General features: G+C 66.8%; 13 protein-coding genes, 2 tRNA genes and 1 pseudogene. 8 read left to right on the forward strand and 8 right to left on the reverse strand.

The window, feature by feature from the left end:
* Positions 1-4: 4 nt before the first annotated feature.
* The 3 genes and pseudogenes from R4P95_RS18580 to R4P95_RS18590 form a co-directional block, all read right to left on the reverse strand.
* A pseudogene (locus R4P95_RS18580) lies at positions 5-917 on the reverse strand (EamA family transporter).
* Positions 905-2503 (reverse strand): glycoside hydrolase family 13 protein, encoded by a 1599-nt coding sequence (locus R4P95_RS18585; protein ID WP_317746307.1) that lies wholly within the window; start codon positions 2501-2503, stop codon positions 905-907. Before R4P95_RS18585 ends, R4P95_RS18580 begins: the two are co-directional and overlap by 13 nt.
* 67 nt (positions 2504-2570) lie before the next feature.
* Positions 2571-2966 (reverse strand): globin, encoded by a 396-nt coding sequence (locus tag R4P95_RS18590; protein ID WP_283254015.1) that lies wholly within the window; start codon positions 2964-2966, stop codon positions 2571-2573.
* Between the two features lie 187 nt (positions 2967-3153).
* Here R4P95_RS18590 and R4P95_RS18595 point away from each other — a divergent pair, with 187 nt between their 5' ends.
* From R4P95_RS18595 to dinB, 4 genes are all read left to right on the forward strand, one after another.
* Positions 3154-3825 (forward strand): HNH endonuclease, encoded by a 672-nt coding sequence (locus R4P95_RS18595; RefSeq protein WP_201453553.1) that lies wholly within the window; start codon positions 3154-3156, stop codon positions 3823-3825.
* Between the two features lie 76 nt (positions 3826-3901).
* Positions 3902-4162, forward strand: a complete 261-nt coding sequence (locus R4P95_RS18600) for a hypothetical protein (RefSeq protein WP_109328832.1) — start codon at positions 3902-3904, stop codon at positions 4160-4162.
* A complete protein-coding gene (locus tag R4P95_RS18605; protein ID WP_109328834.1) occupies positions 4149-4628 on the forward strand; it encodes a DUF5130 domain-containing protein in 480 nt (159 codons plus the stop codon). Before R4P95_RS18600 ends, R4P95_RS18605 begins: the two co-directional genes overlap by 14 nt.
* A gap of 149 nt (positions 4629-4777) precedes the next feature.
* Positions 4778-6004 (forward strand): DNA polymerase IV, encoded by a 1227-nt coding sequence (gene dinB, locus R4P95_RS18610; RefSeq protein ID WP_317746306.1) that lies wholly within the window; start codon positions 4778-4780, stop codon positions 6002-6004.
* 103 nt (positions 6005-6107) lie between these two features.
* On the opposite strand, the gene pepN is transcribed toward dinB, so the two are convergent.
* The gene (gene pepN, locus R4P95_RS18615; protein ID WP_317746304.1) at positions 6108-8687 is read right to left on the reverse strand and encodes an aminopeptidase N; all 2580 of its coding nucleotides are present in this window, start codon (positions 8685-8687) and stop codon (positions 6108-6110) included.
* 73 nt (positions 8688-8760) lie between these two features.
* Positions 8761-9999, reverse strand: a complete 1239-nt coding sequence (locus R4P95_RS18620) for an NAD(P)/FAD-dependent oxidoreductase (protein WP_213572605.1) — start codon at positions 9997-9999, stop codon at positions 8761-8763.
* 147 nt (positions 10000-10146) lie between these two features.
* On the opposite strand from R4P95_RS18620, the gene R4P95_RS18625 reads away from it, so the two are divergent.
* Positions 10147-10776 (forward strand): DsbA family protein, encoded by a 630-nt coding sequence (locus R4P95_RS18625; RefSeq protein ID WP_109335002.1) that lies wholly within the window; start codon positions 10147-10149, stop codon positions 10774-10776.
* Between the two features lie 7 nt (positions 10777-10783).
* Here R4P95_RS18625 and R4P95_RS18630 read toward each other — a convergent pair whose 3' ends face one another.
* Positions 10784-11761, reverse strand: coding sequence for a M48 family metallopeptidase (locus R4P95_RS18630; protein ID WP_397517735.1), 978 nt, complete (start codon positions 11759-11761; stop codon positions 10784-10786).
* 68 nt (positions 11762-11829) lie between these two features.
* Here R4P95_RS18630 and R4P95_RS18635 point away from each other — a divergent pair, with 68 nt between their 5' ends.
* Both R4P95_RS18635 and R4P95_RS18640 read left to right on the forward strand, forming a co-directional pair.
* Entirely contained in the window at positions 11830-12303 is a 474-nt protein-coding gene (locus R4P95_RS18635; protein ID WP_213572603.1) for a ribose-5-phosphate isomerase, read from the forward strand.
* Between the two features lie 13 nt (positions 12304-12316).
* Complete coding sequence (locus R4P95_RS18640) at positions 12317-13114, forward strand: Fpg/Nei family DNA glycosylase (RefSeq protein ID WP_213572602.1); 798 nt, start codon at positions 12317-12319, stop codon at positions 13112-13114.
* A 45-nt stretch (positions 13115-13159) separates the two neighbouring features.
* On the opposite strand, the gene R4P95_RS18645 is transcribed toward R4P95_RS18640, so the two are convergent.
* On the reverse strand, positions 13160-13972 hold the full coding sequence (locus tag R4P95_RS18645) for a DUF1542 domain-containing protein (protein WP_213572601.1): 813 nt from the start codon (positions 13970-13972) through the stop codon (positions 13160-13162).
* Positions 13973-14184: 212 nt separating this feature from the next.
* Positions 14185-14258, reverse strand: a tRNA-Gly gene (locus R4P95_RS18650).
* 139 nt (positions 14259-14397) lie between these two features.
* On the opposite strand from R4P95_RS18650, the gene R4P95_RS18655 reads away from it, so the two are divergent.
* Positions 14398-14474, forward strand: a tRNA-Pro gene (locus tag R4P95_RS18655).
* Positions 14475-14527 lie beyond the last annotated feature (53 nt).

A 14527-nucleotide genomic window follows, 5' to 3' on the forward strand; every position in this document is an offset into this window, starting at 1 on the left:
CACCTCACGGTGTTCGGAGCGTGCTCACCGCGAGGACGGTAAGTGACGCGACCACTGCGGCCATCCCGATGCCCGCGACGACGGTCAGTTCCTCGCCGAGTATCGCGGTACCCAGGAGCGCCGCGACGACGGGCTCGGTGAGCGTGAGGGTGGCAACCGTGGCGGGCGGGAGACGGCGCAGCCCGGCCGCGAACAGTAAGTAGGCCAGCACCGTCGGAACGAGCACCAGATAGCCGGCCGCGGCGGCCCCCGCTGCCGTGTTGAGACCGCCGGGCCAGGTCGCGATCAGAACGGGCAGCAAGAACAGGCCGCCGAGACCGAACATCTGTCCCATGGCGGCCTCGGGACCCGCCCCAAGCTTCCATCAGGGACGAGCCCGCCACCGTGTAGGTGGCGTAGCCGAGGCCCGCGATCAGCGCGGGGACTGCGCCGGCGAGCATGTCGGACGAGTCGGTGTTTGCGCCGGTCCCCGTCACGATCAACGCCATTCCGGCCACCGCGATCACCGTGGACACCGCCCATAACGGGCCGGGCCGGTGTCGATGGACCGCCCATTGGAGTGCGCCGGTGAATGCGGGGCCGGAGCCGAGCGCGATCATCGTCCCGGCCGCGACCCCCGCGCTTTGCACACCACTGAAGAACCCGAGTTGGTAGGCGGCCACACCCAGTCCGCCGCAGACAGCCGGCAGGTAGCGACGGGCTCCGGGTGCGCATTCGAATCCGAGGCCTCCCCGTAGCGCCGCGAAGGCGGCGAGAAGAGCCCCGGCTGCGGCTACCCGGGCAGAGCCGACTGCCAGCGGGTCGAGGTCGAACCCGAGTGAACGGGAGGCGAGTGCCTGAGCGGTCCCTGTGGTTCCGAACAGGATCGAAGCGGCGACGACGGCCGCGACGGCGGGGGTGCGCGTCAGATGAGCCACGCAGCAGCGTTAGGGGGCAGCTGCCCGTCGACGAGGGGAGCGCTGCTCAGAAGTACTTCGCCCGGCGGCAGTGAGATGGGTGCATCGGTGGCGTTCAGCGCGCAGATGAGACCACCGCCACGACGGAACGCGAAGCAGCCGGGGGGACTCCCGTACCAGTCGACACCCGGACCGGAGAATTCCGGGCGGAGTTCGCGCAGTTCGAGCGCAGCGCGGTAGAGGGAGAGAGTGGAGGTGACATCCTCGAGTTGCGCCTCCGCCGTGAGCGACGACCACTCCTCGGGCATCGGAAGCCACGTGGACGCGCCGGTCGTGAAGCCGAACGGCGGTTCGGTGCCTTCCCAGGGGAGCGGGACTCGGCACCCGTCACGACCCCGTTCGGTGTGTCCGGAACGCTCCCAGACCGGGTCCTGCAGGGCGTCGTCGGGAAGGTCCACGTTGGGCAACCCCAGCTCGGCACCGTTGTAAATGAACGTGGTGCCGGGCAGCGCCAGTTCGACCAGAGCCATGGCGCGGGCGCGGGCGAGGCCGATCACACCACCGCCGTAACGGGTGACCTCCCGGTCGACGTCATGATTGGACAGCGTCCAGGTGGGCGTGGCACCCACCTGTTCGACCGCTGCCAGGGAATTCTCTATGGCCTCGCGCACGGACTCCGCCGAGAATTCGGCCTCGGCAAGGCGGAAATTGAAGCCGAGATTCAGCTCGTCGGGGCGGATGTACTCACCGAAGCGCACGTTGTCGCGCACCCAGATCTCTCCGACCGCCATGGCGCCGGGGTATTCATTCAAGATCTTGCGTATCCCGCGGTGGATGTCATGGACGGACGGGTGGTTGAACCGCGGGTCGTCATCGGCGTTCTGTAGAAGTGCGTTGGTGTCCCAGTCGTGGTCCGGTAAGCCCTCGGGTTTGGCCATTCCGTGGGCGACGTCGATGCGGAAACCGTCGACGCCCCGATCCAGCCAGAACCGGAGCGTCTTCTCGAGGTCCTCGAACACCTCGGGGTTGTTCCAGTTCAGGTCGGGTTGTTCCGCGGCGAACAGGTGCAGATACCACTGCCCGGGCCGGCCGTCGGGCTCGGTGATCCTCGTCCATGCGGGACCACCGAAGATGCTCGGCCAGTTGTTCGGCGGTTCGGAGCCATCCGGTCCCCGGCCGTCCCGGAAAATGTAGCGGTCCCGTTCGGGGCTGTCCGGCGACGCCTGGAGGGCCGCTCGAAACCACTCGTGCTCGATGCTGGTGTGATTGGGGACCAGGTCCATCGTGACTTTGATCTGGCGAGCGTGCGCGGCTTCGATCAAGTCGTCCATGGCATCGACGTCGCCGAACAGCGGATCGATGTCGCGAGGATCGGACACGTCGTAACCGTGATCGGCCATGGGTGACCGCATCACCGGGCTCAACCAGAGGGCGTCGACGCCCAGCAGTTCCAGGTATCCCAGTTTCTCTTGCACACCTCGGAGGTCGCCGACACCGTCACCGTTCGCGTCGGCGAACGAGCGCGGGTAAATCTGGTAGAAGACCGCTTCGGACCACCAGGGTGCCGGCTGCATGTCGTCGGCGGACGTTTCGGCGGGAGTACTCACAAACGCCCATCGTGCCAAAGGTTCGCGTGCACCACGAGTCGACCGGTGGAATCGACGCGGCGCCCGTTCAGAACGCGGAGTTCACCATCGACGCCGCAGCCATCTCCATGTAGTCGGTCAGGGCCCGCCGATGTGCGTCGTCCAGGGTCTCCGAATCGATGGAGGCAATGGCCGTGTGCATGCATCGCAGCCAGGCGTCGCGCTCGAGGGGGCCGATCTTGAAAGGGTGGTGGCGCATCCGCAGGCGCGGGTGTCCCCGTTCGTCGGAATAGGTGTGCGGTCCACCCCAGTACTGCTCGAGAAACATCCGCATCCGGCGCTCGGCCGGACCGAGATCTTCCTCCGGGTACAGGGGCCGGACGATGTCGTCCTTGGCGACTTCCTCGTAGAACCGCGCGGTGAGCTTGCGGAACGTCTCCGCTCCGCCCACCGCCTCGTAGAAGGTCTGCTGCACGTCAGTCATGGCATCTCCCATTGTGCACGTGCCTTCGGGGAACTCGTTGCGCCGGATACCCCGGCCGTTCCCGGCAGGGCGGATCCACGGCGGCGTCACCGTCCGTTCATCCGCCGTCCCTGCAAGTTTGTCGAAAAATGGGCGTGCACGGGCAGGCATTTCATGATGCACTTGGTGGCAATCTCTCGGAGGTCGCATGAAGAATCGACACAGCGCCCGCGCGCACCGACAACGTGTGCCCACTGATGCCCGGAGTGCCGAGGTGTCAGGGGCGTTTGCACTACAAGTGATTACCGAAGGCTCCGCGCAGCGCGCAGGGCCTTCTTTCCCGGTCGAGAACGCGGTACCCCTCTGGGTCAAGCGCCGGGTGCTGCTGCTCAATGTCACCTACGAGCCCCTCACCGCCCTCCCGGCCCGACGCGCAGTCGTCCTCATGACCTGCGGAAAAGCCGACACGGTCCACGAAGATCCGCAGGCGCCGGTCGTGCACTCCGAGCAGTGGTCGGTGCAGGTACCGTCCGTGATCCGTCTCCGGAACTATGTCCGCGTCCCCTATCGCGCCCGCATCCCGATGACCCGTGCGGCACTCATGCACCGCGACCGGTTCCGCTGCGCGTACTGCGGGGCCAAAGCAGAGACCGTCGATCACGTCGTTCCCCGCAGCCGCGGTGGGGAGCACTCGTGGGAGAACTGCGTGGCCTGCTGCGCGCCGTGCAACCATCGCAAGGCGGACAAACTCCTCAGCGAACTCGGATGGACGCTGCGGGCCGCCCTGGTACCGCCCTCGGGGCCGCACTGGCGTCTGCTGGCATCCACCAAAGATCTCCATCCCTCGTGGATGCCCTACCTGGGCGAAGGCGCAGCCTGACACTCCGGCCGCTCGCTCGCGGAGAACTTCGGCCCTGACGCTTCGTCGCACACGGTTCTCGGCTACCGTTTGCCGTGTGAGCATTCTCGAGACAGTGCTGATATTCGTAGGAATCCCGGCGTTGATCACCGCTTTCTTCGCGGCGATGTCGTTCGTCGGCAAGAAGACGCCCGGTCCCGTGCCGCCTGCATTCCACCTCGGTGAGGAATGGACGCACGCACCCGTGTTGTGGAGTGCCGTCGACGAGGTGACCACACATGGTCACCACGGGGGGCACCATTCCGCTGTGGCCGGCTCGGCAGATCTGATTGGAGGCAGGGCAAGTGGCAAGTGGTGATCTGATTCCCGCGTCCCGGGTATCCGAGGAAGATCTGCCCGTGGGCCACGTGGTGACGGCCAGTGGCCGGATCTCGGGCGTGCACCGCGCGGGTGAGCCTTTCGAGGACGACCTGCCGTTCACGACGGACGAACTCGTCCGCCTCGACGATGCTCTCACCGAAGGCACCCGGAAGACGAAGGTGCGGTTCAACGCCTACATCGGCGATCTCGGCGTCGACACCGCTGTCGGAGCGGATGCACTGTTCCCGAGCACGCCGGAGGCGGAGCGTTCAGTTCTGATCGCAGTCTCGCCGAACCAGCGGACGGTCGAGATCCGCAGCGGCGTCGCAGTGGCAGATCGAGTGACCGACCGTGTCGCCCAGCTCGGCGCCACCGCCGCCGTCGCCTCGTTCGGCGACGGCGATCTGATCGACGGACTCGTCAGCGCGATCCGCGTGATGAGTGCGGCGATCTCTTCCCCGTAACTCCCGCAGTACCGGCCTTTCAGACGGCCCGGCGAGATTCAGTCCACTGAACCCCGCCGGGCCGTCGGCTGTCGAACGGGTGCCGAGGAGGGGGTCGAGCGCCTTCGCGACGAGGACACTCGACTTCTGTCGGTGGTCGATGCGAACATATGTTCGTGTCGTCGTCTTTGCGCCCCCGGATCTCGAGCGGTCCCGACGCGACCATCCTGCATGCCGACCTCGATGCGTTCTACGCCTCGGTGGAGCAGCGAGACGATCCCAGCCTGCGTGGCCTGCCGGTGATCGTGGGCGGCGGTGTCGTGCTGGCAGCCAGTTACGAGGCAAAGGCCTACGGGGTCCGCACGGCCAGCAGCGCGTCTCGGGCGCTTCACCTGTGCCCGCATGCAGTCGTGGTGCCTCCGCGTATGTCGGCGTACGCGGCCGCGAGCAAGGCAGTGTTCGACGTGTTCGCGCACACCACCTCGCTCGTGGAAGGCCTGTCGATCGACGAGGCTTTCCTCGACGTCGCCGGTCTACGCAAGATCGCGGGGACCCCGGTCGAGATCGCCGCCCGACTGCGCCGCGAGGTGCGCGAACAGGTGGGCTTGCCCATCACCGTCGGCGTTGCCCGCACCAAATTTCTCGCGAAGGTGGCGAGTGCGGTGGGAAAGCCCGACGGCCTGTTGCACGTGCCGCCCGATCGGGAACTGGAGTTCCTCCATCCGTTGCCGGTCGAACGGCTGTGGGGCGTCGGTGCGATCACGTCCGGAAAGCTCCGCGACGCGGGGATCGGGACAGTGGGTCAGTTGGCCCACTACCCGGAAGAGGTGTTGGTCACCATCGTCGGCCCCGCTGCGGGGCACCACCTACACGCGCTCGCGTGGGCCCGTGATCCCCGTCCGGTGGAGGTCGGCCGCAGGCGGAGATCGGTGGGCGCCCAGCACGCCCTCGGTAGACGGCCGAAGTCGCGGGAGGACGTCGACGCTGCCCTCGTCACCTTGGTCGATCGGGTGACGCGCAGGCTTCGCCGCGGTCGACGGGTCGGGCGAACGGTGGTACTCCGACTGCGTTTCGACGACTTCACGCGGGTCACCCGTTCGCATACCCTCGTGCAGCCGTCGGCGCAGACGCAGGCCATTCTTCTCTCGGCGCGGGGCTTGCTGGACAAGGCGATGCCGATGATCGAGTCGAAGGGAATCACCCTCGTCGGTGTCGCCGTCGCGAATCTCGAGGACGATTGCCCGCAGCAGCTGGCGCTGCCGTTCGACCCTTATTCCAGCAGTTCCCTCGACACCACACTCGACAGCGTCCGCGACCGCTTCGGGTCTTCGGCCGTCACGCGTGCCGTGCTCCTCGGCCGGGACCCCGGCATTTCGGTGCCGATCCTGCCGGACTGACACGTCCTCTGACAGGCTCGTAAATCCTCAGCGGACGCTGCGGGGCGAAGGAACCTTTCGGCGCACCTGACGCGTCGAAAGATCCCTTCGCCCCGCTACGCCGTCAGCTCGCGTCGAACTTGCGTGCTGCCAGGGAGCGGACGATGCCCGCGCGGCCTTCCACCACCAGCCGGCGTAGAGCGGGCGGGTGGTCACCGGCCAGGAACTCGTCGGCCGCTGCCACCGACTTCTCGCTGATCGACCAGGACGGGTACAGGCCGACCACGACGGTCTGTGCCACCTCGCTCGACCGCCGCTCCCACACCGCGGGAATGTCCGCGAAATAGCGGGCCACGTACGGCTCGAGCAGTTCCGACTGACCCGGTCCGGAGAACCCGCCGATGATGGCGCGGGCGGTGATGTTCGGCAGCGAGTCGTCGCCGATCACCTTGGTCCAGGCCTGCTCTTTGACGGCCGTCTGCGGCCGGAGCGTGGCCACAGCCGCAGCCTGGCGGGCCCCTGCGGCCGTGGGATCGCGCTTGGCTTCGGCGTCGATGAACGGCGATTCGACGCCGTCCGCATCGATCTCACCGGCTCCGGCCAGTGCCCCCACGATCCGCCAACGGAGATCGGTGTCGACCACGAGGCCGGGCAGCCCGACCGTGTCGGGTTCCGCGTCGAGCAGCTCCCGCAGGACCTCGGTGTGCCACGCCGACAGCTCCGCACCGGTCAGCGCGTTCACGAACGCCAACTGGTGGTCCGATCCTGCCTCGGCCTCCCGGGCCAGTTCGAGGAGCCGGTTCGCGAAGTCTGGCCAACCGTGCTCCTTCGCCCACTCGGGGTCGGCGTAGCTTCCCAGCGCGGTGTGCGCCTGCATCAGGAGCCGCTGTACCACACCGACTTCGGTTTCGGCGCTGATGCCGCGCTGCACCAGAGCGACGAAGTCCCGTGCCTTCAGCTCGGCCTGACGTGTCATCTCCCACGCAGCGGACCAGACGAGGGTGCGGGGGAGGGATTCGGCGATGTCCCCGATACGCTCGATGACCGTGGCGAGGGAGTCCGGATCGAGGCGGACCGAGCAATAGGTGAGGTCGTCGTCGTTGACCAGGATCAGTGGGCCCCGCTCCACACCGACCAGTTCGGCGACGTCGGTGCGTTCCGTGGCCTCGAGGTCGAGTTCGGCCCGATGGGTACGCACCAGCTTGCCGTCTCGATCGCCGTAGACGCCGACGGCGATGCGGTGCACGCGGCGCTCGCCGGCCCCCGGTGCGGCACCTTCTTGAATGACGCTGAAGCGAGTGAACTTACCGTCGGCGTCCACCTCGAAGTCGGGGCGCACGATGTTGAGGCCGGTGGTCTTGAGCCACTGCGCACCCCAGTCCGACAGGTCGCGGCCCGAGGACTTTTCGAGCGCGCCCAGCAGGTCGTCGAACGTCGCGTTGCCGAACGCATGCTCGCGGAAGTAGTCCCGAAGCCCCGCCAGGAACGGCTCCAGCCCGACGTAGGCGACGAGCTGCTTGAGGACGGACGCGCCCTTGGCGTAGGTGATGCCGTCGAAGTTCACCTCTACGGCGGCGAGATCGGGGATGTCGGCGGCGATCGGGTGCGTGGACGGCAGTTGGTCCTGGCGGTAGGCCCACGACTTCTCGACATTGGCGAAGGTCGTCCAGGCGCTGGTGTACTCGGTCGCCTCGCTCTGGCACAGCACCGATGCGAAGGTGGCGAACGACTCGTTGAGCCACAGGTCATCCCACCAGCGCATGGTGACGAGGTCGCCGAACCACATGTGCGCCATCTCGTGCAGTACGGTCTCGGCCCGGCGTTCGTACGACGCCCGGGTCACCTTGGACCGGAACACGTAGTCCTCGAGGAAGGTGACGGCGCCGGCGTTCTCCATTGCCCCGGCATTGAACTCGGGCACGAAGAGCTGATCGTATTTGCCGAAGGCATAGGGCGTGCCGAAGTTGCGGTGATAGAAGTCGAAGCCCTGCTTCGTTTCCGTGAAGAGGCGCTCGGCGTCCATGTGCTCGGCAAGCGAGGCGCGGCAGAAGATTCCGAGGGGAATGGCACCGTGCTCGTCGGAGTACGTGTCGGTCCACTCGGCGTAGGGTCCGGCGATGAGCGCCACCAGGTAGGTGCTCATCTTCGGGGTGGTGCGGAAGAGGTGGCGGCCGGCCTCGGCCTTGACGGATTCGACGGTGGCAGAGTTCGAGATCACCTTCCAGTCGGCGGGGGCGGTGACGTGCACGTCGAACGTCGCCTTCAGATCCGGCTGATCGAAGCAGGCGAACATTCGCTTGGCGTCGGCAGTTTCGAACTGCGAGTACAGGTAGACGGCCTGATCGGTGGGATCGACGAATCGGTGCAGTCCCTCACCGGTATGGGAGTAGACGCAGTCGGCCTCCACGACCAGTTCGTTCTGCTCGGACAGGTCGGTGAGCGCGATACCGGTCGCCTCGTCATAGTCCGCCACGTCGACAGGGGAACCGTTCAAGGTGGCCGAATGCACCCGGGCCGCAACGATGTCGATGAAGGTGGACGTGCCGGCGACGGCGCCGAAGGTGACGGTGGTGCGTGAGCTGAACGTCTCCACACCGGGCTTCCCGGCCCCGTCGGTGAGGTCGAGTTCGATGAGGTAGTTGTCGACGGTCAGCAACCGGGCGCGTTCGGCTGCCTGTTCGCGGGTCAGGTTCGGTGGGGCCACAGAGGTCTCCTCGGGGATGGGCGGCGGTGCTCGTACTCGATGCTGCCATCCCATCACGAGTGGACCGGGGCCGTTAACCGGAGACGTCGACCAGCGGGACTGCCGGATCGGCCAGACGGTCGGGGTCGACCGGAGCCGACGAGGACACCAGGTGCTTGATCTGATCTGTGACGTCCCAGATGTTGACGTTCATTCCGGCGAGCACCCGGTTACCGGAATCGAGCCAGAAAGCGATGAACTCGCGGGTGGCGTAGTCGCCGCGCACGATGACCCGGTCGTAGGAATCGTGCGGTGCGTATCCCACGTACTCCATGCCGAGGTCGAACTGGTCGGTGAAGAAGTACGGCAGGTTGTCGTAGTGCGCCGTGTGGCCGAGCATCGTCGCTGCGGCGACTGCGGGCTGGTTCAGCGCGTTCGCCCAGTGCTCGACCCGGATTCGCGTTCCGAGCCGTGGATGCAGATGCGCGGCGATGTCGCCCACGGCGACGACGTCGGGATCACTGCTCTGCAGTCCCGCGTCGACGAGGACGCCGCCGCCGTCGACGTCGAGTCCCGCCTGCTCGGCGAGTTCGATGTTGGGGGCGGCGCCGACCGCTACCAGGACCGCGTCCGCGGGCAGCACGGTGCCGTCGCCGAGTCGCACGCCGGTTGCCCGGCCGTCCTCGACCAGAATTTCCTCGACCTTGGCGGCCAGATGCAGGTGGACGCCGTGCTCTCGGTGCAGCTCCGCGAAGACCGTCCCGATCTCCGGGCCGATCGAGCCGCTCAGTGGGACCTCCGCAGCCTCCACCAGTGTCACGTCGGCGCCTCGTTCCCGGGCCGACGCGCCGACTTCGAGCCCGATCCAGCCGGCACCGATCACGACCAGACGGCCGTGCTCGCCGACTGCTTCGATGAGGGCGTCGGACTCGTCGACAGTGCGAAGGTAGTGAACCCGTGCAGCGTCCGACCCCGAGATGGGTGGCCGGCGAGACCGGGAGCCGGTGGCGAGTGCCAGCTTGTCGTACGAGAGGGTCGAACCGTCCGGGAGCGTCACGGTGTGGGCGGCGAGATCGAGGGCGGTGGCAGCGGTGCCGAGCCGCAGATCCACGTGGTGGTCGCGGTACCAGTCGCCGCGGTGCACGATGAAATCGGCGAGTGCCTTCTTGCCTGCGAAGTGTTCCTTCGACAGTGGAGGCCGCTCGTAGGGGAGGTGGTCCTCCTCGGACAAGAGGATGATTGAACCGTCGAAGTCTCTGGCGCGCAACGCCTCCGCGGTTTTCGCGCCTGCGAGACCGCCGCCGACGACGATGAACGTACGAGTGGAAGACATGGTGAACTCCCTTCCAGCCGGTGCCACTGGCTGATCATCTCGACCCTACTGCGGCGCAGGGGACCGGCGGGAAGGATTGGCCGCGACTCCGTGTTGACACCCGTAGACCTGGAATGGGCCGACGACACCACCGAGAAGGAGTAACACGTGAGTGCTGGTACGAACGCTGGAACCACGAAGGACACCGCGGATTTCTGGTTCGATCCGCTGTGCCCCTGGTGCTGGATCACGTCCCGATGGATCCTCGAGGTCGCGCAGGTCCGTGACATCGAGGCCAACTTTCACGTGATGAGCCTGGCGGTTCTCAACGAAGGTCGGGACCTGCCCGAGCAGTATCAGGAATTGATGGAGAAGGCGTGGGGGCCGGTGCGGGTGCTGATCGCGGCTGCGCAGCAGCATGGCGACGACATTTTGCTGCCCCTTTACACGGCGATGGGCACGAAGATCCACAACGAAGGCAACAAGGATTTCGCCGACGTCGTGGTCAAGTCTCTCGCCGAGGTGGGACTGCCCGCCGAGCTCGCGGGCGCAGCCGAGTCCGACCGGTACGACACCGCGTTGCGTGAGAGCCACGCTGCGGGGATGGACGCCGTCGGACCCGATGTCGGAACACCGACCATCCACGTCAACGGTGTCGCGTTCTTCGGCCCAGTGCTCTCACGCATTCCGCGCGGTGAGGACGCCGGCAAGGTGTGGGACGGCGCTGTCGCGTTGGCCGGCTACCCGCACTTCTTCGAGCTCAAGCGCACGCGCACCGAAGACCCTCAGTTCGACTGAGGCTCGTTCACATCCGGGCGGGCCCGGCCGGGTCGATCGCGTACTGCAGCTGCTGCGGATCGCGGTAGATCTGGCCGGGCTTGACGAAGAGATGCCCGTGTCGGGTGCGGTTACGCAGCGCCGCCGCACGCCAGGTGAGAACCGGATGTCCGGACAGCAGATTGACGAACCACGGAAAGAATCCGCGTTCGGTGGTGGCCCTATCGGCGAGTTCGTCGAAGCCGACGACGCTGACGAGGTACTTGCCCGCGCCGAGGACGCCCATCGCGCCGCGAGCGCCCTGGGGCCGCACGCAGAAGCCGTGATTGTCCGCGGTGTACTCCATGGACCGGAACAGCGCCGATCCGACGACGGGAATGTAGTTGGCCGCGAACTGTCCCAGCTGCCGCCAGTAGGAGGCGTGACCCGCCGCGATGTGTCCCACCTCGTGGCCGATGATGAAGGCGAGGGCGTCCGGTTCGCGTGCCTCCCCACCGATCTCGAAGAGGTCGCTGTACACCACGACGAAACGTCGGAATCCGTGCCCGGACGCGAACGCGTTGATCCGGCCGTTCCCGAGCACCACATAGGCGTCGGGCGGCTCGGCCATACCGAACCGTGCCGCCGCCTCGGCCACCATGCGGTAACCGTCCGGGAACTGGGTGGGCGTCATCTTGATGCCGTTCACCTGTTGCGAGCCGTACAACTGCCCGCGAGCGATGACGATGAGGATCGGGGCGACGAGCACGACCACAACCCAGGTGGAGACCACACCGAGTACGAGCGACACGATCGCCGCCGCGTAGGCCACGACCGTGAGGGCGACGGCGCACACCAGAAGCGGAATCTCCCACGAATGCCGCGCCGGGCGGTCGTTCGGCATCAGCCCCGGGGCGGGCAGCGGGGGAGGTGTCCATCCCATTCCGCTGTTCCACTGCGGCTGCCCGGATGCCGGCAGGTGTCCCGGATGCACGTGTCCCCAGTTCTGTCCGTTATCGGGATACATGCTGATCACGATAGGCGCACCGGGGTCGTGGCACGATTCGCTCCCGTCGCCTGACAGAATCTCCAGTCATGCGCGTATACCTGGGTGCCGACCATGCCGGATTCGAACGTAAGAACGAGATCATCGAACACCTCACCGCCACCGGTCACGAGGCCGTCGACTGCGGTGCTCACGTCTACGACGCCGTCGACGACTACCCGGCCTTCTGCATCGAGGCGGCTCGCCGGGTGGTCGAGGACGAGGGCAGTCTCGGCATCGTTCTGGGCGGCAGCGGCAACGGCGAGCAGATCGCAGCGAACAAGGTGCCCGGCGCCCGCTGCGCGCTCGCGTGGAGCGTGGAGACGGCTCAGTTGGCGCGTCAGCACAACAACGCCCAGCTGATCGGGATCGGCGGACGCATGCACTCACTCGAGGAGACCCTGGCGATGGTCGACGCCTTCCTCAGCACGGAGTGGTCGAACGAGGAGCGGCACCAGCGCCGGATCGACATCCTCGCCGAGTACGAGAAGACCGGCGTCGCCCCGGCACTGCCCGAGGCCTGACGAGAGAACTTCCATGCCCGAGGGCCCCACACTTCACCGGCTGGCGCGCTTGCATCAGCGCCGATTCGGCCGTGCTCCGGTGCGGGTATCCAGCCCGCAGGGCAGGTTCGCGGAAGAGGCGGCGATTCTCGACGGGCGCGTCCTCCTGAAGGCGGAGGCGTGGGGCAAGCATCTGTGGCACCACTACGAGGGCGGGTTCGCCGTCCACGTTCACCTCGGTCTCTACGGCACCTTCACGGAGTCGCACGTTCCGATGGACCCGCCGGTGGGCCAGGTCCGGATGCGGATGGTCGGTGCCGATTTCGGCACCGACCTTCGCGGTCCCACCGCGTGTGAATTGCACGACGAACTTCAGGTCGCCGCTGTGGAGGCCAGGCTCGGACCTGATCCACTCCGCAAGGACGCCGATCCAGAGAAGGCGTGGAAGCGGATCTCCTCGTCGAAGACGGCAATCGGGGCCCTGCTCATGGACCAAGCCGTCGTCGCAGGAATCGGCAACGTCTACCGGGCGGAGGTGCTCTTCCGGCATTCGATCCACCCCGAGCGGCCCGGCCGCGAGCTGTCCCACGACGAGTGGGACGCAGCGTGGGCCGATCTCGTCGACCTCATGAAGCTGTCGGTGCGCCGCGGTCAGATTCATGTGGTCCGGCCTGAAGACGACCACGGCGAACCGCCCTACGCGAAGGGGCGTCCCCGAACCTATGTCTATCGTCGGGCAGGGGAGCCGTGCCGGATCTGTGGAACAGCGATTGCCCATTCGGTCATGAAGGGGCGCAACCTCTTCTGGTGTCCCACCTGCCAGCCGTCCTGACCCGGCGGCGTCGCGCACACCAACTGCCGGTCACGAGACGGCGACTCAGATGTCGAAACCGCCGAAACCGCCGTCGCCGCCGAAGCCCATGAACCCATCGCCGCCGCCGCTCATGTCGCCGCCGGCGTCGCCGCTCATGTCGCCGCCGGTGTCGCCGATCGTGTCCCCGCCATCTCCACCGTCTCCGCCCGAGTCTCCGGCGTCGGCAGCGGCGTCGCCCTGACCGCTTTCCCAGTCCTGGGCGCCGTACGCCACCCCCGACATTCCGGAGAACATCGCGGAGAACAGGAACATCGAGCCGACGCCCCAGGCGCCGGCAATGAGCGCCGGTTTCCACCACGGCTCGGAGTACCAGCCGGCGGGGACGGGGCGGCCCGCGACTCGACCGCCGGGGTAATAGTTGGGGGTTCTCGGCGAGGGATTCGGTGACGCGGCTACCTGACGCCCCTCGAAGTCGACCTCCCGGTCCTCGGTGACCTGACCGGCCACCTTCTGACCTTCGAGGGTGGGAATCTCGGGCCCGGGGTCCATCCCCATCGCGATGCGCGCGGCGCGGATGTAATACAGACCTTCGAGAGCGGTCTGCTTGGCGAGACGCGCCTGCATCGGGGTGCCGGCCTGATCGATCTGCGACCCAGCGGCGATGTAGCGCTCGGACGCGTCGGCCAGGGCCTGCTTGGACGCGTCGTCCGAACCGACGAGGTTGTAGACCTGCCCGCCGAGACGCTCGATGGCCTGCCGGGCGTCCGCTTTGGCATCCTCGAGTTGGTGTGCTGTCTGCTCCGCCCGCGTGTTGCGGCCTCGCACGACCAGGAACCCGACCGCGGCGACGATCACGAGGATGAGTAGGAGTTCCACGAGAGCCTCCAAGGGCTGAGCGGCCGTCGCCAGGACGAATCGGACAACTCTCAGCGTACCGACGAAACCGGGGATTAAGCGCTGAGCGAACGTCGAGACGGTCGGGGAGCGGAATCTCCAGGTTTGTGACGCATGTCATAGGACCGTGCGTTGTCCGCCCGGCCACCGGGACACGAAAAAGGAGCGCTTCCGCGAGGGGAAACGCTCCTGTGTGGAGGGGATGACGGGAATCGAACCCGCGTAATCAGTTTGGAAGACTGAGGCTCTACCATTGAGCTACATCCCCGTGCATACGACAACCTGGGATCGCCATGCATGTCGTCTGCGATGTCAGACTGTACCCAATCCCGCTTTGGATTTCATAATCGGGGGGCCGTAGGATTCTTCCTCGGGTCCTCGCGAGGTTGGCGAGAGCCTGCTCGGACCGGGGTGTAGCGCAGCTTGGTAGCGCATCCGCTTTGGGAGCGGAGGGTCGCAGGTTCAAATCCTGTCACCCCGACCAGAACCACAGGGCAGGCAACTGCCGCACAGTAAAGAGCACGACCACACGAAGGA

The sequence above is a fragment of the Rhodococcus sp. IEGM 27 genome, assembly GCF_033142305.1.
Classification (GTDB): domain Bacteria; phylum Actinomycetota; class Actinomycetes; order Mycobacteriales; family Mycobacteriaceae; genus Rhodococcus_F; species Rhodococcus_F oxybenzonivorans.